At 37.6% G+C, this 20,856-nt stretch carries 21 protein-coding genes; 3 read left to right on the top strand and 18 right to left on the bottom strand.

Annotated elements, in window-relative coordinates; genetic code table 11:
* Positions 1 to 103: 103 nt before the first annotated feature.
* The 4 genes from QBK89_RS00905 to QBK89_RS00890 all read right to left on the bottom strand — a co-directional run bounded on the left by QBK89_RS00905 (position 104) and on the right by QBK89_RS00890 (position 3,764).
* Positions 104 to 1,012 carry a dihydrodipicolinate synthase family protein gene (locus QBK89_RS00905; RefSeq protein ID WP_284139120.1) on the bottom strand — a complete coding sequence of 303 codons (909 nt, stop codon included), beginning with the start codon at positions 1,010 to 1,012 and terminating at the stop codon, positions 104 to 106.
* A 289-nt stretch (positions 1,013 to 1,301) separates the two neighbouring features.
* Positions 1,302 to 1,739 (bottom strand): universal stress protein, encoded by a 438-nt coding sequence (locus QBK89_RS00900; RefSeq protein ID WP_284139119.1) that lies wholly within the window; start codon positions 1,737 to 1,739, stop codon positions 1,302 to 1,304.
* An 89-nt stretch (positions 1,740 to 1,828) separates the two neighbouring features.
* Complete coding sequence (menC, locus tag QBK89_RS00895; protein WP_284139284.1) at positions 1,829 to 2,938, bottom strand: o-succinylbenzoate synthase; 1,110 nt, start codon at positions 2,936 to 2,938, stop codon at positions 1,829 to 1,831.
* Positions 2,939 to 2,960: 22 nt separating this feature from the next.
* Positions 2,961 to 3,764 (bottom strand): GNAT family N-acetyltransferase, encoded by an 804-nt coding sequence (locus QBK89_RS00890; RefSeq protein ID WP_284139118.1) that lies wholly within the window; start codon positions 3,762 to 3,764, stop codon positions 2,961 to 2,963.
* A gap of 336 nt (positions 3,765 to 4,100) precedes the next feature.
* Between QBK89_RS00890 and QBK89_RS00885 the strand changes: the two genes are divergently transcribed.
* The gene (locus QBK89_RS00885; RefSeq protein ID WP_284139117.1) at positions 4,101 to 5,081 is read left to right on the top strand and encodes a proline dehydrogenase family protein; all 981 of its coding nucleotides are present in this window, start codon (positions 4,101 to 4,103) and stop codon (positions 5,079 to 5,081) included.
* A gap of 333 nt (positions 5,082 to 5,414) precedes the next feature.
* On the opposite strand, the gene QBK89_RS00880 is transcribed toward QBK89_RS00885, so the two are convergent.
* From QBK89_RS00880 to QBK89_RS00865, 4 genes are all read right to left on the bottom strand, one after another.
* Complete coding sequence (locus tag QBK89_RS00880) at positions 5,415 to 6,083, bottom strand: HAD family hydrolase (protein ID WP_284139116.1); 669 nt, start codon at positions 6,081 to 6,083, stop codon at positions 5,415 to 5,417.
* 229 nt (positions 6,084 to 6,312) lie between these two features.
* Positions 6,313 to 7,266 (bottom strand): SLAC1 anion channel family protein, encoded by a 954-nt coding sequence (locus QBK89_RS00875; RefSeq protein WP_284139115.1) that lies wholly within the window; start codon positions 7,264 to 7,266, stop codon positions 6,313 to 6,315.
* A 349-nt stretch (positions 7,267 to 7,615) separates the two neighbouring features.
* Positions 7,616 to 7,852, bottom strand: a complete 237-nt coding sequence (locus tag QBK89_RS00870) for a glutaredoxin family protein (RefSeq protein WP_284139114.1) — start codon at positions 7,850 to 7,852, stop codon at positions 7,616 to 7,618.
* Between the two features lie 148 nt (positions 7,853 to 8,000).
* Positions 8,001 to 8,357, bottom strand: a complete 357-nt coding sequence (locus tag QBK89_RS00865) for a winged helix-turn-helix transcriptional regulator (RefSeq protein ID WP_284139113.1) — start codon at positions 8,355 to 8,357, stop codon at positions 8,001 to 8,003.
* A gap of 114 nt (positions 8,358 to 8,471) precedes the next feature.
* Here QBK89_RS00865 and QBK89_RS00860 point away from each other — a divergent pair, with 114 nt between their 5' ends.
* A complete protein-coding gene (locus tag QBK89_RS00860; RefSeq protein ID WP_284139112.1) occupies positions 8,472 to 8,807 on the top strand; it encodes a DoxX family protein in 336 nt (111 codons plus the stop codon).
* A 61-nt stretch (positions 8,808 to 8,868) separates the two neighbouring features.
* On the opposite strand, the gene QBK89_RS00855 is transcribed toward QBK89_RS00860, so the two are convergent.
* The 9 genes from QBK89_RS00855 to QBK89_RS00815 are packed head-to-tail and all read right to left on the bottom strand — an operon-like array spanning position 8,869 to position 17,461.
* Positions 8,869 to 10,080, bottom strand: coding sequence for a phosphopentomutase (locus QBK89_RS00855; RefSeq protein WP_284139111.1), 1,212 nt, complete (start codon positions 10,078 to 10,080; stop codon positions 8,869 to 8,871).
* A 4-nt stretch (positions 10,081 to 10,084) separates the two neighbouring features.
* The gene (locus tag QBK89_RS00850; RefSeq protein ID WP_284139110.1) at positions 10,085 to 11,245 is read right to left on the bottom strand and encodes a YhfX family PLP-dependent enzyme; all 1,161 of its coding nucleotides are present in this window, start codon (positions 11,243 to 11,245) and stop codon (positions 10,085 to 10,087) included.
* Between the two features lie 29 nt (positions 11,246 to 11,274).
* A complete protein-coding gene (locus tag QBK89_RS00845; RefSeq protein ID WP_284139109.1) occupies positions 11,275 to 12,408 on the bottom strand; it encodes an aminotransferase class V-fold PLP-dependent enzyme in 1,134 nt (377 codons plus the stop codon).
* Between the two features lie 2 nt (positions 12,409 to 12,410).
* On the bottom strand, positions 12,411 to 13,325 hold the full coding sequence (locus QBK89_RS00840) for a phosphotriesterase family protein (protein ID WP_284139108.1): 915 nt from the start codon (positions 13,323 to 13,325) through the stop codon (positions 12,411 to 12,413).
* Between the two features lie 20 nt (positions 13,326 to 13,345).
* Positions 13,346 to 14,638: a YhfT family protein gene (locus QBK89_RS00835; protein WP_284139107.1), complete on the bottom strand. Its 1,293-nt coding sequence runs from the start codon at positions 14,636 to 14,638 to the stop codon at positions 13,346 to 13,348.
* A 24-nt stretch (positions 14,639 to 14,662) separates the two neighbouring features.
* Positions 14,663 to 15,022: a DUF2620 domain-containing protein gene (locus QBK89_RS00830; protein ID WP_284139106.1), complete on the bottom strand. Its 360-nt coding sequence runs from the start codon at positions 15,020 to 15,022 to the stop codon at positions 14,663 to 14,665.
* 1 nt (position 15,023) lies between these two features.
* Positions 15,024 to 15,398 (bottom strand): PRD domain-containing protein, encoded by a 375-nt coding sequence (locus QBK89_RS00825; protein WP_284139105.1) that lies wholly within the window; start codon positions 15,396 to 15,398, stop codon positions 15,024 to 15,026.
* Between the two features lie 29 nt (positions 15,399 to 15,427).
* Positions 15,428 to 16,360 (bottom strand): GntR family transcriptional regulator YhfZ, encoded by a 933-nt coding sequence (yhfZ, locus tag QBK89_RS00820; protein ID WP_284139104.1) that lies wholly within the window; start codon positions 16,358 to 16,360, stop codon positions 15,428 to 15,430.
* Positions 16,361 to 16,369: 9 nt separating this feature from the next.
* The gene (locus tag QBK89_RS00815; protein WP_284139103.1) at positions 16,370 to 17,461 is read right to left on the bottom strand and encodes a hypothetical protein; all 1,092 of its coding nucleotides are present in this window, start codon (positions 17,459 to 17,461) and stop codon (positions 16,370 to 16,372) included.
* A 180-nt stretch (positions 17,462 to 17,641) separates the two neighbouring features.
* Between QBK89_RS00815 and QBK89_RS00810 the strand changes: the two genes are divergently transcribed.
* A complete protein-coding gene (locus tag QBK89_RS00810; RefSeq protein ID WP_284139102.1) occupies positions 17,642 to 18,931 on the top strand; it encodes a serine hydrolase in 1,290 nt (429 codons plus the stop codon).
* Positions 18,932 to 19,005: 74 nt separating this feature from the next.
* Here the strand turns inward: QBK89_RS00810 and QBK89_RS00805 are convergent, their stop codons facing one another.
* Positions 19,006 to 20,760, bottom strand: coding sequence for a methyl-accepting chemotaxis protein (locus QBK89_RS00805; protein WP_284139101.1), 1,755 nt, complete (start codon positions 20,758 to 20,760; stop codon positions 19,006 to 19,008).
* Positions 20,761 to 20,856: the final 96 nt, after the last annotated feature.

Here is a 20,856-nt window from a genome sequence, read left to right as displayed (position 1 = left end):
CCTTAATCCTCAAACTTTTTTCATACTTTTTTCTTTCCATTCTTCTCTTTAGCTCTCCCCCCTTTTCTCATCACCTCCTATAATTAATCGAAGCACGCCGGTTTTATTGATACATTTGGATAGCTTGATCGATCATTTGATTAATTTCTTTTATTTTCTGTGCTTCATGCTGAGCTACTTCCTCTAAAGGAGCACGAACTCCTCCTAGTTCTATGCCACGTAAGTTGAGGCATGCTTTAATGACGGCATACATATTCCCATCCAATGATGTTAAAGCAATAATAATATCATTGATCGATTGTTGAATTGCTCTAGCTTTATCAAATTGTCCTGCCTGTACATATTCATCTGCTTTTAAATACAACTCAGGCATCACTGCATACGTTCCACCAATTCCGCTGTCTGCTCCAATTAATCTTCCTGAAACAAATTGTTCATCTGGTCCATTAAAGACGATAAAGTTCTCACCACCAGTCGTTTTAAAACGCTCAATGTCTAACACTGGCATGGAAGAATTTTTCACCCCAATTACTTTTTTGTTTCGGAGCATTCGTTGAAATAAGGAAAGCGATAAATGATACCCTGTTGTTTGTGGAATGTTATAAATAATAAAAGGCAATTCCGTTGCTTCTATAATTGCTTCCCAATATTTATCAATCGCACTTTCAGGAAGCTTATAATAAATCGGAGGAATCGCAGATAATGCATCATACCCTAATGTCTCAGCATATTTCGCAAGTTCAACACTGTCCTTCGTTGATGGCGCACCAACATGGGCAATTAATGTAAGTCCTTCTTTTGCTTCTTCCGCTACATATTGGAGCGTTTTTTTTCTTTCTTCTAAGCTATGATATATACATTCTCCAGAACTACCACCTACATAAAGCCCTCGAACACCTTTGTTTGTTAGGTAGTTTACAAACGCTTTTGTTCGCTTTTCTGAAACCTCTCCATCTGCATCATAGCAAGCATAAAAGGCGGGAATAATTCCGTGAAACTTCGCATTCATCATTGTTGTTATATCCTCCTGTTCCTGTTCAAAAAAATGATAACGTTTACAAAACAAACTTATCACACATATTATTTTTTGTAAATAATTTTCTCCATAATTAATATTTATGAAAAAAATATCCATTATTCCGCGATTCTATGATAATAATAGTGCCAACATAATAATCTATAGTAAATGAAGAGGCAGTTACCTCAATGAGTAACTGCCTCTTATTTAAAAACTTTCTTTACGCTTATTACGAAAACCAAAAAAGCTGCTCTCCGCTAACGAAGAACAGCTCCTATCTATTTTATTTCATAATGAGTACTGGACATTTGGCATGTTGTACAACATTATTACTCACACTTCCAAGGAAAAAGGACTTCATATTTCCTAGTCCACGACTTCCAACGATAATCAAATCCATGTGATGATTCTCTGCATATTCACACACTTTGACACCTGGATTTCCTTGCGAGTAATCAACCATCACTTCTGAAATTACCTTTATCCCCTCTGCTTTTAGTTCTTTCTCAATCCTACTAAGACTAAGTATGGGGCGTATTTCTTCAGCCAATTCCATCATGATGCTACTAGCAATTGCTTTATTTGTACTTGGCCCTGCATGAGTTACAACAGAAATGAGATGAATTTCAACTTGAGGGTTTTCTGTTGCTTGCAATCTTGCTTCTTCAAGTGCACGCTTACTTAAATTTGACCCGTCATATGCTACTAAAATTCGCTTCATTCTTTTGTCCTACTTTGCTTAGATGTCCTCCTTTTCACTATATCATAACACTACATAGCTTGTACTTATCCCTTACAATTATAGATTCTTTACAATTGAAAAGCATGCGTTGCAATGGTAAACTTTTTCATTGTATCCGCATCAATTTCATATCCAATTCCTGGCTTATCCGGAATGCGAATTATCCCATCTTTGACGATTACTTCCGGTTCAATAATATCTTTTTCCCAATAACGAGAGGAACCTGCTGTATCACCTGGTAGCGTAAACTGTGAAAGCGACGTTAGTGCAATGTTATGTGCACGTCCAACTCCTGCTTCAAGCATACCACCACACCATACATCGATCTTCTTTTCCATACAGTAATCATGAATTTTCTTAGCTTCTGATAATCCACCAACGCGTCCAATTTTTATATTAATAATTTGACAGCTACCAAGCTCGATTGCTTTTCTCGCATCTTCGAGTGAGTGAATACTTTCATCCAAGCATATTGGTGTTTTTAGCTGCGCTTGTAATAAAGCGTGATCCACGATATCGTCATGTGCTAACGGTTGTTCGATCATCATTAAATTAAATGCATCAAGCTGTTGTAAATGCTCCAGGTCTTCAAGCGAATACGCAGAATTTGCATCTGCCATAATTAGAATATCGGGAAAATGAGCACGGACTTCTCTTAGCACATCAATGTCCCAGCCAGGCTTTATTTTTATTTTAATTCGTTTATACCCTTGCGTGACAAACTTATCGATTAACTCCAATAAAGCTTTTATAGAAGGTTGAATCCCTATACTAATCCCTACATCAATTTCTTTTTTATTTCCACCAAGCATCTCTGCCAATGGCTTGTTATTTCGTTTCGCATATAGATCCCAGATCGCTCCTTCGATTGCTGCCTTAGCCATATTATTTCTTCGTATCGGTGAAAACAGCTTTGTGACTTCAAACGGATGTGATATGGAATGCTCCTGCAAAAGTGGAATTAAAAAATCACGCATCATATGGTATGTTGTCTCTACAGTTTCCTCACTATACCAAGGACTGGTAAAAGCAACGCTCTCTCCATAGCCATGATTCCCATCCGCATCAACCGCCTCAATTATAAAAAACTCCTTGTCCTGGAATGTTCCAAAGCTCGTTGTAAACGGATCATTTAACCGCATTTTCAATCGATGTAAGATAACTTGTCTAATTGGAATTTCCACTTCTATCCCTCCACTATCATTTTGAAAAATAATAATAACAAATACGCTGTTCCTTGTCCCGAATAATGTCTGTCGCCATGTAACCATTCGAAAACAAGGCCATAAAAACACGTCTTGTAGCCGAACGCCACGCTTTCGCCAATGGTAAGTCTCTTTGCTTTATTTGTTGAAAATGGTCTGGTACAGCTACAAACCAACCATCTTTACATTCTATTTCTACTAAATTAGCAGAATTGAAAGTATCGGTTATAGCAGGTTGATCATTTTCCCCTACCTTAAGAAGCAATAGATGTTCGGAAATCTCATGTACTTCTTTTTTAATAGGCTCCTTATGTAGGTGCCACGCTACAAGAAATCGATCAGTAGCAAGTCCTTGGTTTAGCCCATCATCCAAGGTTCCGTAATGATCTTCTTTATACTGTACACCTGCAGCTCCGAGCTTATGTATATTTAAGTACGCATTTTTGGTTTCAAGTGGATCATACGTCCATGTAATCATGTGATAACCTAAATCTTTTGCAATCCTTGCTTGCTCGAGCTTCATCCGCATACCAACCCCTAATTTCTGATAGGCTGGTAGGATGCCAAGCATGTGCGAGCAAACATATGGAGCACTCCCATCAAATCCAGCAAAGCTATACAAAAAGCCAATCATTCTATTTTCATCATAAGCGCCGAGTAGAATACCGCCATTATTGCAAGCGGTGTATGTTTGATGCACAGGGGTTGGAGGCATTTCCCAAACTTGTTCTTCTATCTGCTGCATCTCATTTAATTCCTCTAAGGAATGAAGTCTTCTAATATCAATGGACCGGTTCAAAATATAAATCCTCCTTGTTGCGTCTAACTCACAATTGTATGTATATGTTAAATAAAAAAGAAAAAAGCCCCATTAGGACAATGCTTCAGTACATGATACTTTTATATTCAATGACTTTAAGAGTATTTCTTTTCAAATTAACGTTACCATAGCTCTTATCTTTAATCAACGCTGAATTGTCTAACAATTCAATTAAGTTAACGTCTGTCCATTTTCTTATTATCTCTTAAACTGATAACGGATACAATTATGACAAATCTTCAAAACAATTGTACCATTATTCTAATTTTTCCTGTTATAATATAATTAAAACTATTAAAAAAAGAGGGTTAAAAGATGTGGTTAAAAAATTTCTTCATCGGTTTATCTCAAAATCAGCTTTTAAATAGTATGGCCAAAAAATACGGCACCAAATTAGGTGCACAAACGGTTGTCGCAGGAACAACTATTGAAGAAATGATTGAAAGCGTAAAAGAGCTCAATAGGCACGGCATCTCCGCCACGGTTGATAATCTCGGAGAATTTGTATTTGAAAAAGAAGAAGCACTCGAAGCAAAGGACCAAATTTTAAACGTCATAGAAGCGATTCATGCACATGAGGTAGATGCACATATTTCGTTAAAACCAACCCAGCTGGGACTTGACATCGACTATGCCTTTTGTCGTGAAAATCTAGAGGAGATTGTCGCGAAAGCAAATGAATTCGGTATTTTTATAAATGTCGACATGGAAGATTACAAACACCTGCAACCGTCCTTTGATTTAATTGACGAATTGTCCCAAAGCTATCAGAATATTGGAACCGTAATCCAGGCTTATTTTTTCGATTCTGTGAAAATGATTCAAGCATATAAGGATTTTCGTCTACGCATTGTAAAAGGAGCTTATAAAGAACCGGAAACGGTAGCTTACCAGGATAAAAAAGAAATTAATAACAATTTCCTTAAATTAATCGAATATCATTTGTTAAGCGGATCGTTCACTTCCATTGCTACACATGATCATCATGTCATTAACCATGTAAAGCAGTTTGTAAAGGAAAATGATATTCCGAAAGATAAGTTTGAATTTCAAATGCTATACGGCTTTCGCAAGGACCTACAGCTTACACTTGCCAAGGAAGGCTATCAGTTCTGTACATACGTACCATTTGGAAAAGACTGGTATGGTTATTTCATGCGTCGTTTAGCAGAGCGTCCACAAAATATGAATTTAGTAGTAAAACAAGTATTCAACAAAAAAACGAACACAGCTATTGCCATTGGTGCAGGCGCATTCCTATTAGGGAGACTATCCAAACGAAAAAAGAATAAGTAAGATAAAAAAGCCACGTAGTTTAAAAATGGGGTCGCTTTCCCCGGGCACGACCTCAACTAACTCGGAAAAGAAAGTACACTTTTCCGAGTTAATTTTTCGACGTACAGGATGTACTAGCGCAGACGTTGCAACAGGACGTAGCGATTTTAGTCTGCGTTCCTCTGTTGCTTCCCGGAGGAGTCTCACCCATTTCAACTGCTTATAAATACATTTAATTACAGTTAAATTTTAACGTCAATATTTCGTTCGTATTTTTTGAATAATAAACCTTTTTTTCATCCGCCTTTTTATCTAATAACTGTTTATTCATACTCCATTTTATTCGTTTTAATTCTAGGAACTAAATACCGGCCATTCCCTTTTCTTTGCGATTGCTAACATCGCTTCATCAGGATTTACTACAACAGGATAGGTTGCTAGTTCAAACAGTGGAATATCGCTCTCACTATCCGCATATGCCCATATTTTCAGTGCATCGTCTTCTTTACGCGAATAGGCTTGCAGCCAATCCTTCACCTTTTCGACCTTACTAGCACCATTTATAATTTGTCCAATTTCACCAGTGCAAACCCCATTTTGATCATAAAGCAGAGAGGTGCTTATGATATGCACATCTAGTTTAACTTCTTGAACGAACATTTCTAAAAATGGACGTAATGCACCTGAAAGCAATATTATTGTATCGCCTTGTTGCTGGTGTTCACGTATTTTTTCTACAAGGTCTTCATGGACATCCTTTTTCCCAATAGATACTAACTCTTGGAAAAATAAAGCCATTTCTTGTTCTGTCTTTCCTTTAAATGATTTAGCAAATGCGATAAAAAACTGATGGCGAAACGCATCTTTCCCTTTAAATACACCAATAAAAACAGCCTGAATTAGCCCTGCAATCACGACAAGCCATTGCTTAAGGGTGAACTTCTTTTTCGCAATCTTAAACATAATCTTAAACGAGTTCCCTTGGTATAGTGTCCCATCAAAATCTACTGTTACGACTGCCACTTTTCTTCCCCCTTTTGTTACAATCAATAACCATAATTTACCATGCAATCTACTTAGAAGTAAATAGCTTTTACTATTTTTGTACAATAGTATCCTGTATACTACGCTTCTTACATTCTATTTAAGCATTGATTGTAATTCTTTTAAAGATAGTATCCGATAAAATATTGGAAATGCAAAAAATACAAGCCTTTCTTTTTCAAAGAATGGCTTGTATCAAAAGTTTGTGTTATTGCGATACACATAATTTCTTATTCACAGCAAGCTTCACGGTTTTCCAACTTAATACTATGATTAGAAATAGTAGACCAGCACTTTCAAAAACGAGCGACCAAGCATAAAGTATCGATTTAGTAACAACGAACATATGAATCGTAGCAATGGTTAATGCTGCTGTTGGAAATAAAAATGCCCACCATGATACGAAAAACGGAAGGACAATAAATCGCTTTATATTAAAAAGCAATAGTAAAAAAATAAAAAATGCAAACCCGAACAAAATATGAGCAAATACATTTAAATTTCCGGTTAGCTTCATATACGATAAAAATCCTACTGCTGGTGGTGCCATTAAAATAAACAATGTTGCCATCAACGGATTTGGTAATGAAGGATCAAAAAACAATCGTTGCATCATGATTGTTAGATAAATGATGCTAAATACAATTCCAACACTAAAAAACAACCAATTAATATCCTTTCCTACATGATACACTCCAGCCAATGGTAAAACAATATTCCCTACAATTGGAATAAACCAAGCGGGATTAAATTGAGCAATAACAAATGATTGCCGCCAAATTAAGTTAGACAACACTTTTAAAGTCAGATACAGCTGTAAGACAGCACCTACTACCCAGACTACAAAAGATAAGGCTGGCACATAATGATAATAGGATTCCGCTAATAAAAGTAAGCTTATTGATATCGCTGCAAAGAAATTCATCTTTACCGGATGATTAAAATCCTCCCTAACATCCTGAAGAAAATGAATAGAACGATAACTTAGTATTGCTAAATTAACTAGAAATAATAAGGTTGAAAAAAATAAGAATACTAATGATACATAATGCGGAAAATTTAAGAGCTCTTCGAGATGTCTACTAGCTATTGTTACTCCCGCAAATCCCATCACACTTGCAAATAATCCAATTGGAAAATAACGCAATCCGTGTTGTTCCAATGCTTCCACTCCTACTTAAAATTAATAACGTTCATTATATGTGAGGAATCTCTTTCATTCCTCACTGATTGTTAGCTGAACAGAATCCGATAAAAAAGCTACTGGATATAGATGCACGTTTGCATCACCCCAGCAGCTAAATCGGATTGACCCCTAAAAAATGAAACGCTGTCTTATCTCATTAGCTCCGAAATTAAAATAAAAACGGCAGCTAAAAATAACCCTACATGACCAATACAAATCTTCGGACCACCTGTTTTAGTATTGCATCCCTTGTCCTCATTATTCACTGAACAAGAATTACACATGAACTGGTACTTGATTTTCTGAAATGCTTTCTTCACTTGCTTCACCCTTTTAGCGCTTCTTGCACTGCATCTGGATCAAAGCCAAGCACCCATTTTCCATTGATTTCTGTCTGTGGTACACCAGTTTGACCAGTCGTTTCAACAAGCTTTACTGCAGCTTGTCGATCCGTTTGTACATTAATCGTTTCAAATGGAATATTATTTTCATGCAAATAATTCGTCATCATCGTGCAAAATGGACATGTTGAAGTTACATAAACCTTTGCTACTGTAGCCAATTTTATTCTCCCCTTCCTACAAAAACTCAATTAACTAACCTCATTATATACCCCCTTAGGTATATAGTCAAGTGTATTTGCTTTCAAAAAAAGAAGCGTTATAAAATTTGATTTCCATATTTTATAAAAATATCGGAGAAGTACTTATCTACTTCTCCGCAGTCTGATCATTATTATTATTAAGTTCTTTTAAATGCTCTTTGTGAGACGAACCCCATTCTTGCATTGAATTTAAAATCGGAATTATTTTTTCTCCATATTCTGTTAAAGAGTACTCCACCTTTGGCGGGACTTGGGGATAAACCTTTCGATTTACAATGCTATGAGATTCCAATTCTCGCAGTTGTGAGGTGAGCATTTTCTGTGTGATTTTTGGTATTTTTCGCCTTAATTCATTAAACCGCATTGTTCCATTTTCCATCAAATGAAACAAAATAATTGGCTTCCATTTACCAACCATTGCATCAATCGCTACTTCTACACCAACACATGTGCGGTCATCCATCTGCATCCTCCTAAGTTTCCTTTTGGATACTATACCACTTTAAAGTGCCTACTTCAATAAAAAGATAATATATATCATAATAGAGTCTGCAGCAAAAGAATGGAGGAAATTATAATGTTATCTGTTGGTTTACAAGTACTACTAGGAGCAGGTTTTTTTATGTTTGGTTACATGAAATTCACCTCGCCAAAAATGGTGGAGGGCTTTAATCATTTCGGACTCCCCCAGTGGTTTCGTGTTATAACTGGGTTATTTGAATGGGTTGGAGCAATAGCAATCATTGCTGGGATATGGTATACGCCATTAGTCATTTGGGCCGGCCTCTGGCTAGCGATTATAATGTTTTTTGCAATGTTAACACATATTCGGGCAAAGGATCCTGTTGCATCGTTAAAAATGCCTGGATTATTATTTGCATTTTCACTGCTTGTTGTCATTTTAAATATCTAACTTTTAGATACTATCTCAAACAACAAAAAGAGGTTGAACCATTATTCAACCTCTTTTTATTCTATTTGAAGGGATGTTCACTTTTAATTTCGGATAAAAAACTTTTCCCTTCAGCAGGTGCAGGCAATTGAAAGAAATCACAAAACGTTGCCCCAACATCTGCCATCGTATTTCTTAACCCAATAGATGTTTTTTTCACTTTGTTTCCTACTATTAATATTGGAACATATTCTCTGGTGTGATTGGAATGCCCAATCGTTGGATCATTGCCGTGATCTGCCATGATAATTAATATATCCTCTTCGTTCATCTCTGGAATGAACGAAGCGAGCCACTGATCTGTTTCATTTAGCAAGCTGCAGTACCAATCGACATCCTCTGCATGACCAGCTAAATCTGTTTCCTGTACGTTCACAAGGAAAGCGGCATCCCCTGTTTCTGCTTTATAGCTGCTTGTTACTTTCTTTAAAAGCTTCGTCGTATTCACAATAGGATCAGCAGGTCCTTCGCCATGCAATACATCTGCAGTTTTACCGAGTCGATATACCTTTAATCCATTTTTTGCGGCAATCATCGGGAATTGCTTTTCAATCTCCACACCAAAGCCCATATGATATACTTCGTAACCTTTGCCATAAACGTTTGCCTTCGGAGTATCTACTCCCCACTGACCAGGATGCTTTTCTTGTACACAGGATAAAATATGTTCAATACTTGTGTAGGGTCCTCCAAAAGCAATCACTCTTGTAGTATCCACATTTTCTCGAACTACCTCACCCAGCTTCTTTACTTCTGAAAAAGGCATGCGATTAAAGTCAGCTGTTACATTAATTATATTTCCTAAAGCAGACTCTAAATTATCAGCTACAACAGCACTGCCATTAACTAATAAGATCGGACAATGAGCTAATGGATAAGTAACGGTATAGCCACTTTTTTCTAAGGCATTTTTCATTTCATGATGAATGTCCTTCATTAGTCGTTTATTTGATTTCTTGGGGCAGCTTCCGGCAATTTCTTGATGGCCTAAATACGTGTCTGCCCCATGATGAGCTAGCTTTGCATAGCCATATGCGTTTTCAGGTGCCTCTTTTCCGTCCACAAGTGTGCCCAACCCAAGCTTATACATGACAGGAATTTGTAGACTATCCTGTTTTTTGGCACGAATATGCTTATACGTATTTGCTGTGCAATCTGACGGTACAAAGTCTTTACAGTCCTCCATTGCTCCAATTCCAAAGCTATCGATTACGAGTAACATCATTTTAGCCATGATGTCACCACTTCCTTTCTAGGTGGATGACATTCGGATTTCCTGATTGTATTCCCTCAACAAGCGCAATATGTGCTCGCGTAACAAAAAGCTGCGTACGAAAAGCAAATATAGCTGTATCTCCGATTTCAATTTGAAAGTCGTTTGGCTTCGCAATCATTCCATAATAATCAATTGATTCAGGGCTAAGCTCATATGCCGCCGTATATCGATTCATAATTGTTTCCTTATCATGACCAACGAAGCAACCCTTCATATTTGATCTTCCATAAAATCCACCGGCTATGACTTGATACTTGTCATCATAGGTATGAGATACTTCAGAAACATAAACAATTGCCGGTTTTTCTGGTAAATCTTTATATGCGTGCAGTGGAGTCGTTCCCGTTAACCCATGTCCAGGCTCTCCATGAGTTACTCCTTTATGGGATAAAAACGGAATCGTTTCACAGCTTGTTCCACTTGGACCATTAACTTGAGTAACTTCTATTCCTTTCTTCTCTAATATCTTCTTTGCTCTTAATAGAGTAGAAAGATTTTCCGTTGGGATCATTTCCAGATTTAAGCTATTTAATTGTAGGTTTGGAAATGTAGTAACACCAACAATTCGAACTCCAGTTAATTGCAGGATGTTATCAATCGTTTGTTCAAGGCTGTGAAGCGGAATGCCTCCCTCTTGACCATGATAGATTTTATCCTCTGAATCAACTACTTTGAGTAAAATATCCTGCACTTTCCCCATCTGTCTCGCAGTAACGGATAGTTGTTGTGCTCTTTCATAAGAAAAAATCGTCACAACTTCTGGGTTCCAGCTTAAAACTTCCTTCCATTGGTGCTTTCCTGGCTGTACAAGATGACCTATATTACCAATTTTTATTCCGTTTTCAGCTAGTAGCTTTCCTTCATCGAAGTCTACCGCTACCGCTTTCGCTATTCCATTATTTTCGATTATCCTTGCTATCTCTGGCAGCCTACCAAGCTGCTTAGACATAAAATATAATGTCATCTCATGCTTATCAGCAGCCTTTGACAGTAATTTTACATTTTCTTTTAAAATATCTACATCAATAATATATGTGTTGGGTGGAATCTCACCCGTTTGGTGTAACGTAACACCAGTCTTTATAAGGTCTGGATTCCTTCGTTTTGTCACATCCAAAAACATGGGACATCCTCCTGTTGTTCATTCAATTATCAGAACCCCTGCTTTACTGCTTTCATCGCTTTCTCCAATATAGATAAAACAGTTTTCGATCCTGATTTCATCGGATTAATTCTTATGCCATACTGCTTTAATCGAGGTTGTGAAGCAATAAAGCTTCCAGAAACCCGATAGATCATCGGCAAAATCTCATACTTGGATTCAGCTCCGACTGGATGCGTCGCCGCTCCAAAAGTATTACTAGCTTTAATAACCTGTTGTGCAATAGGTTCCTCTAATTCCACGATTATATTTTTTGATTGTGCATTTACCATGTATGCATGTGTGACACCTTTTATAGCACCGGTATTTAATTGCTTACAAACCTCAGCTACCTGCTCATTTTGAATTGCTAATGATACTGGAGCAAAGGTCATCATTCGCAATAGCTCCATTGCTTCAAAGCCTTGAACTTGTCCACCACCAGAATAATTTCTCGATTGAAGCAATTGGATTTCTTCTTTTTTTCCTGCAATAATACCAATTCCTTCTGGTCCAAGCACTTTAAAGCCAGAAAACGTGGAAAAATCTGCTCCATACTCCACACCAATTCCGTATGCTTTCATCGCAAGATAATTATCATCTACAATAATTGGCAAGTCTGGACGAACACGTTTTACCGTTTGAATAACCGCTTTTAAATCATACGTATCTGTCGGCTGCTGTCTAGCATGCTGAACATAAAACACCTTACATACTGTATCTTCTTTTAATACAGCTTCAACTGCTGTTAAATCATTAAAGTCGACTTCCTTTGTACGCAATCCTAAAACGCGAATGGTATCTGTTGTTGTTGTATATACTGGTGCGGTATGAATTAACATCGTATCACCTGGGCTCATGATCGTGCTTAAAATAATGCGAATCGCCCCTGTTCCTGCGCCTCGGACAAGTGCAACATCCTCCACACCAAAAAACGATGCTAACACACGTTCAACTCGAGCTGTCTGTTCTGGCTTCTTATAAACTGGTGCTACTCCAAGATCTCCCAATGAAAGAAACTGATCACCAGTAAAATGCTCACTCATACATTCAACCAATTTAAATTGAAGCTCCTCCGCTTCCTTTACTGTTCGTGTTGGAACAACTGAATTTGCATACTTAAGTTTTGCTGGATCGTAAGTCACGGTTAACGCTCCTTTATTGAAAATGCATGTGCTGGATTGTTGATAAGCATATCTTGAATAACATCATTTGTTACCCCGTGCTCCTGTAATTTCGGAATAAACCCTTGAAGGACGAGATCATATCCTGGACCACCGTGCTTCTTCCAATGTGATTTGCGGGTTAAATCGGCTGAGAGTAAAATTTGCTTATGATAACCACGCTCGATAAAGTCTAATAAAAATGCAATTCTATCCTCATCTGGACGATAATTTGTTTTACCAATTGTATCAAATCCGATATAAACACCTGCACGAAGCACATCAAGTACTTCATCCTTGTTCGTATTTAAATCCTGATGACCAATAATGATTTGATCCTTAGGTACACCTAAATCAAACAACATATTTACTTGTTCAACCCCCATTGTTCCTAAAGACGTATGGGTTGTAACGGTTAATCCAGTTGCAAGTGCCGCTTTCCCAGCACCAATGATGAGTTCTTTTTCTACTGGTTTAATTTCATTTACACTCGTACCTACCTCACCAATAACACCTGGATAAATTCCCGTATTCTGAATACCTTCTTCTATTTCTTTCGTAAAATACAAGGCAAACGCATCTCGATCCCATTTTTGAGCAAAATCTGGAATAAAAGGATCCTTGTAAAAGCCTGTGCATGCAATAATATGGACATTTGTAACCTCACTTAACCTTTTTAAGCGTTGGACATCTCTTCCCATTCCTTCATTCGTCAATTCAACCATTGAGCGTCCACCAGCTTGATAAAAATGGTGTAATTCTGATTCCATACCTGCTTCATCATCTAATATCGTATCTGGGTCTTTTTTTATTCTTGATAAATCAATGGATAAATGTTCATGTGCTGCACATATTCCAAATTCATTTTGCTTAATTTTTCCTCTAACTGTTTGTAGCATTACCAATCACTCCCATGCTGTTATTGAGGTATCGCCATAATCCCCATTGCCACAAGTATGTTTGCAATAATCCCTACTGCAATCGCTCCGACTGGCCCTACTGCCATACGAACGATTGGACGACCTGCTGCTTCATTTAACAAGTAGAAGCCAGCAATAAAGAAGAAACCGAATCCTGGTGCAATCGCATTGGAAGCATTTGCTCCACCAATCAATAAAGCAACCTCAAGCAGTTTCGTCATCGCGTTACGGATATTTTCCCCAGAGTTTCGAACACCTGGATACTTATCTAAAAATCTAGCAATAGAGCTAAGGAGCATGACTTCACCAAAGATTACTAATGCACCAATAATTACTGCTAACCATACATTTGGAGCAAACAACCCGACAACAAATATCAATGTAAATCCAACTGGGCTGTAAACACCAGTAGCAATCGCTGTACTTGCAACTAAAGGAATAAACCCAATCGCTCTAGCAGCAGCTGCAATACCAGCATCTGTTTGCTTTCCTTCTGCAAGAAGATTTAAAGAAATTGGATCACCAGCCATTAATAATAGATTAGTAGCCCCAGCTATTAATGCACCGATAATCATGAAAAAGGCAACATTCTTTTTAATTGATTTTACCTTTTCACTAAATACAGAAGCTAAATCAATAGAAGAACCTTCTTCTGCTTTTTCCTTAATGGCATAAGTAAAGAGAAAGATCATTCCAACAATCAAAGCCATTCCTTCTTGATTTAAGGAAACAACGTTATCACCTATTGTTAAAAAGCCTTGCTCATTCACAAAAACTGCTAATTGTCTTACTAAAGCAGCAACAACAAAGGTCAATATCCCTTTTTTCACACTAAACTGAAATGCTACTGCAAGTGCTGGGAAAGCCATAAATGTTACAACAACTGGTGTTCCAACTTGTCCCATCGCATCAAGGAAATTCACTGGCAAATAATCAAACAGCTTCACAAATCCTTCTAACCCTGCAAGTAATCCCCAACCATAGAGACCACCAACAAATGCGGCAACTGGAGTTCCCCAGCGGTTTTTTGGTGTAACTAATCCAATAATATCCGTTCCCAATAAAATACTATGAATCAAAATAATACTAGCCGACAATGTAAACGGAATCCCAAACCCAACAACTAAGCCGAAGCTCATCGCAAATGCAGTTAATCCAAGCTCTCTCCGTTTTAACCTACCTTCGATATGCTCAGATACAATCGGTCGTAGCCCATCATTAAAAACTGCGATATTTCTGTTTGATAGAACAGCAGCAACTGCTCCAATTAAAATGACAAATAGCATTTCCATTTCATGCACTCCCCATTCTACGTTTTATTTTTTATTTTTTATTGCATTAATAATCATTGGTACTGCCAAATCAATATGATCGCCGGTAAAACCAAAGGCTCTTTTTCCATCGTTCACTGCTGCGATTATGGATGCTTCTACAGGCTTTTTCCCCGGCATTGAAACGGTTTCACAAGAAGCCTTTCCATTCATCGCGATTGCCATTGCCAATGCTCCACCACCACCGGTATGACATGCACCTAGATAATAATCAGCTTGGTTTGTTTTGAGTGCCATTGCAGCTTCTAAATCTGATTTGATTACTGTCTCAATCGAATCATCTAATTCTTTAACCAATGCCTCAATAGCTTTTTTTTCAACTTGTCCACCAATAACAATCTTCATCTTATTCTCCTCCTGTGTTCATCGTAATAACAGTCGTATAATGTAAATATAAAAAGTCCTTTTCCCCTTTTGGCAACGGTGCTTCCCATCTTTGTTCAATAAATGCTACATGCTCCTGCGCAATTGGATAAAAGGGCGAATTCCTTACATCAAGCATGATGTCATCTGTAGGACTTGCTACATCCTCACCATTCTCAATCCGTGTAAGTGCCATCGGTAAATGTGTAAAGAGCATTTCAGCATGATCAGCAAAATCTCTTTCCAAGTAACGAAGCAAAAACTCATAGGAATCTAAAGTAGTTGCATATGCTTTCTTTGTGATTACATGTTGTTCAAGCAATAGCTGTAATCGTTCTTTTAATTCTTGGATGTTCATTCCAACTCTCCTAACCTTACTTTGTTTATTTAATAATGAGGCAGCTTCTTCTTTTCCACTACAAGCCGCTGTATATCTAAAATAAGCTGCTTATCCAGCCGCAAAAGAAAATTACTAACCTCCGGCCGATCCTTTTCCATCAGCACTACGGATGTAGATGCTTTCTTAGCAATCGCCTTTGCTTTTTCTGATTTAAAATCTACTTTTTTTAATACCTTGTTTGCTCGCGTTTCATCTGCATTCCAGACCGCGGCATCCAAGCTACCACTTTGAAGACTATCGAATAATTGCATGTAATTAAGTGGAACCAACTCAACATTTAAGTTTTCACATTCCAACAATGTGATTTTAGATTGATCTATAGATGTATAGTCAATACCAACTCGCATCCCCTCCTTTATTTGATTTTCATGCGCATTTGCTAAAAAAATTTGGTGTCGTGTCACATATGTTTCCGGACCAAAATTAATAGCTATTTGCAAATTATTGTCCTGCGCAATTTCTTCCTCTGCTGCTAGCTGTGACATCACTACAAAATCATATCTTCGTGATTTCAACCCCTCCAATCTTTGCTTTGAACCTCTCATATATGCTAGATTAACTCGATTTAACATCGCATCTGACACTTCAATTAATCCTGTTGCTAACCCTTCATATAAAGTAGAATATGGTAACGGCATTGCTCCCATAAGTGAGCCTACACCTGCAATTTCTTTTAATAAATGCATGTCCTTCGTTATCAAGAATGTCCCTAAGTGACCACGAGATTCTAAATGGATTGCTCGCAGGTTTTCTAATACCTTAAGCGCTCCTTGTACAGTGCCACGCCCCAAAGACAAGCTTTGAACAAAATCCTCTACGCGCGGGATTCTTTCTCCTGCTTCGATAAAGATCATTTTTTTAGCAATTTCCTTTGCTGCTAACCCGTTTTTTGAAAATAAACTTTCCCAAATTCTACTCATTACTTCACCTTATTCTCGTATATTTTTTTTAATGTAATCGGAAAGTCCAGCATCGGTTTCCTTTTTCATATTCATTTGTTGTACCCATGCGTGAGGTAATACGATTTTTTCTTCTAATTTTTTTGCTAAGGAGATTGCGTTCATACAATTGGCATATCCCGTATTTGCTATAATTAACAATCCGGTTGCAAGACATTCAGTTGGAACAGTAATAGCCGTTGTTTGACACATGTTCGCTACTCGAACTAAATATTTTCCATTTTGATCGAATATCTCCTTGCCAACCGTTCCAAAGGTGGACGGCATCGTTTCTCCATAACCATAAACATCAATTGGACCTTCACATGTAACAATTAAGTCAACGTTTAAACGTTGAAATGCCTCTTGAATAACGGCAATGCCCTTTTCTCTATATTCCATCCCTTGCATATCCATTTCGATAATAGAATAGTCGTTCGGATCTAGCATTGATAAATAATGGGATACCTTCTCATACATATCAACCCGATCAGGAGAAATAACAGTTCCTTTTTTAGGGATTGCAATTGTTAATCGCTCCCTTTGTGGGATATTAAAGCTTCTTTCTGATAGTTTCTCTATCACATCGACGACTTGCTGCATTTTTTTTGCTATAACTCCAACACTTCCAACAAAATTAATTCCATCCGTGGAGGTTTTGTTTTTCTCAAGCTGCATCCCAATCCCAGCACCTATCATTGCTGGTAGCTGACAGCTTATAGCAGGTGCCAGCACGGAGCCTCCTCCATCCGTTCCAATTGCAAAGTCAGTAATGCCTTTTATAATATTGATTGGTCCTCCACTCGTCGAACCAGTCATTAATCGATATGTAACTGGATTATGGATATCTGTATCTATTGCCCTTCCATTGCTTGCTGCTTTATCAATTGTTAACCACTGCCAATCATCTATGCTTAAAAGCTTATCGAGTAATGCATGTGGAAATTGATTCGTATCCTTTATTCCAAAATATAAGGTAGTATCGTCCTGTGACAATTGCTTCTTTATAGATGGATTTAAAGCTACTACTGACCTTCCTATTTCCTTCTCTGCATTGATTAGTCTTTGCTTGAAATTCCCCATGCTCCAATACCTCTCTTCGGAATTAATAAAAGCATATGAAAAGCCCGGACTTTTAACCCATAGACAATATACAAAATATCGTATATTGTAATTATAACGCTTTCATTACTAGATAGCAATGAAAGTTTAAAAATCGATGGATCTTTTTACCATCAAATACACTTTAGGAGGCTGTTTTAAATGAGGAAGAAAAGCTTTATCACATTAATTCTTATTCTATGCTTTGCACTCTTTTCAACACCTTTTTCATCCTTTGCAGCAACAAATAACGGTAAGCTCAGTTATGGAACATCAAAAAAAGTTGGACTTAGTGAAACAAAACTAAAGGAAATTGATACAATTGTCCTTCAAGCAATAAACAATGGAATAACACCAGGGGCTGTTGTGTTAATTTCGAAGGATAATAAAATCATAAAAGAAAGCGCTTACGGTTATGCAGAAAAGTATGATATGGGTAATTTATTAGATAAACCTACTAAAATGACTAAAAAGACTTTATTTGATTTAGCATCTGTCACGAAGGTAATGGCAACAACACAAGGAATTATGAAACTTGCATCGGAAAATAAGCTATCCATCGAGGATAAAGTAAGTGATATCATTCCTGCGTTTGCACAAAACGGAAAAGAAGACATTACCATTGCCGACTTATTATCGCATACTTCAGGATTAACACCTTGGCAGCCTACTTATTTACATGCTGACACACCTGAGGAAGTTCTCGATTATATTAATGAGCTTCCACTTGAATATGAAACAGGTACAGATCGACGGTACAGTGACTTTAGCTTTATGACACTCGCATTTATTATCGAAGAAGTAACAGGACAAGCATTTGATGAATATCTAGAGCAAAGTATTTATACTCCTTTACAGATGCAAGATACGATGTTCAATCCAAATAGCAAAACAAAAAAACGGATTGCTGCTACATCCTGGGGGAATCCATTTGAATACAAAATGATTGACGATCCTAATTTTGGTTATTACGTGGAAGAGGATGCAGATTCTTTCACAAGATGGAGAGACTATACACTACGTGGTGAAGTAAATGATGGAAATAGCTTTTATGCTAATCAAGGCGTAGCTGGACATGCAGGCTTATTTTCAACCGCTAAAGATCTTGCCATTCTTGGGCAAGCAATGTTAAACAATGGAACTTATGGTAAAGTAAAGCTATATGACGAAGAAACGATAGACCAATTCACTTCTCCATACCTTTTTGGGCAGGGGCTTGGCTGGGAGCTAAATAAAAGCTGGTACATGGGTGATTTACATTCACCAAGAGCTTTCGGTCATACTGGATTTACCGGCACACAAATTATCGTAGATCCTACCTATAACCTACAAATTATAATATTAACGAATAAACAGAACAATGGTCCTCTAGCAAGTGGCTCTTATGCTAGTACGGGAACATTATCTAAACAAATCGCAAATAAAGTATACGAAGCAATGCAAGCATATTAATTCGTAATGAAAAGGAAGCATCTAATATGCTTCCTTTTCCTCTTTCCATAAAAGTAGAAATAAAAGAAATAGATTTAAATTTTAAATTGCTTCACCAGTTCGTTTAACTCTTCTGCAAGATTTGCTAATGCATTTGAGCTAGCCGCAACCTCTTCCATCGAGCTACTCGTTTGCTGAGAGGATGCAGACGTTTCTTCAATACCTGCAGCAGATTCTTCAGAGATTGCAGCGATATCCTCAATGGAGCGATTCATTTGCTCACTTTCTTCTACAATCTGTGCTAGACTACTTGATACCGCCTCAATACTTTTAACAACATCTGTAACCGCCGCATCAATAGAACGGAACCTTTCACCTGTCTCCTGAATTTGCTCAGAGCCTAATGCAACCTCTTGATAACCATCCTTCAAAGAAACAGTAACTGCTCCAGATTCTTGCTGAATATTTGTGACGATTGAAGTTATATCGGTAACAGATTCAGCTACTTGCTCTGCTAGTTTTCTAACTTCATCTGCAACAACAGCAAAGCCCTTTCCATGCTCCCCTGCTCTAGCCGCTTCAATTGCAGCGTTTAGTGCCAGCAGATTTGTTTGCTCTGCAATATCCTTTATAACAAGGACTAACTTAGATATTTCTTGTGTTTGTTGATCTAAACCACTTACCTTTTGCACCGCTTCATCAACTATATGATCAATTTTCTCCATCTGTTTCATGGAGGTTGTCATGAACTGACTTCCTTCTTGCGTCATACTTGAAATCTTCCTCGAAGCTCGTTCAATATGATTTCCACTTGTATTTGCTTGTTCGAGCTGGACAGCAAAGCCTTGCATTGCAGCAGATAGTCCGCTTGCACTATTCGCTTGATTTTCTGATCCATTTGCTAATTCCTGCATCGTAATGGCAACCTGCTCTGACCCAGCTTTTACTTCATTTGCCGACTGAGTGAGTGCGCCACTTTGATTATTCAGTTTTTGTGAAGCACTCATCACATTACTCACAAGTGCTCGCAGCTGTTTTTGCATATGGTTCATAGACGCTGCAAGCTCTGCAGTTTCGTCCTTTGAGTTAACGACGATTTCTTCTTGACTTAAGTTGCCTTCAGCAAGATAGTTCATTTGCTTGGAAACTCGTCGAATTGGTGTGGCTAGTTTCGAAGCTAGAACCCAAACAAGCCCTACTCCAATAACTAATGTAACCCCCATTACGATTAAAATCATTCCAAGAAGCTCTGATGCAGGTTTATTAAAGTCCATCATGTACGTTCCCGCTACAATCACCCATCCCCAATCTGGATTCAATTTGGAATAGGCTGCTTTTCGTTCAATGATATTTTCATCATTTGGTAATGGCCAATGAAAATAAGTTAACCCCCCGCCGTTTTGGGCAGTCTTAATAATTTCCTGTGTGGACATAAATCCTTTTGCATCCGGATTATCCCAGTTGTTCTTTCCTTCCACGTTTGGATGTGCTACTTGATTTCCTTTTTCATCTAAAATAAAAAGATAGCCATGCTCCCCGATATCAATCGCTTTGTTAATCGGTCGTGTTCCATCTGACTGCTTCTCCCCTAAAAGTGCAACCTTTACTTTTTCCTGTGCTTCTTGAAGTGATATATTTCCTTTTGTTACTTCACTATCTAGCGTATCAATCATTTCGAGTGTAAGCTCTACACTGTTTTTTAGATTGGTAACACCGATTTCATTTAAGCTTGTTAAGCTTTTGTTGTACGTTACGAATCCTAATACAATCATCGGAATTGCTAAAATTAAAATTGCAGCGATAATGAGTTTTACCTTAATCGAATGAATATCAAGCTTCAACTTTTTCATGATTTACACCTTCCTGGATGCTGTATTTAAGCCAAGTCACATGTGTATAAAAGGTCTTCTATAAAGTGGAGAGCAGAACAAGATGATACGCACCTT

Origin of the sequence: Virgibacillus sp. LDC-1 (assembly GCF_030137545.1) — a bacterium.
GTDB lineage: Bacteria > Bacillota > Bacilli > Bacillales > Amphibacillaceae > LDC-1.
The sequence above is the reverse complement of the archived record's forward strand: the minus strand, read 5'-3'. Positions and strand labels throughout refer to the sequence as shown.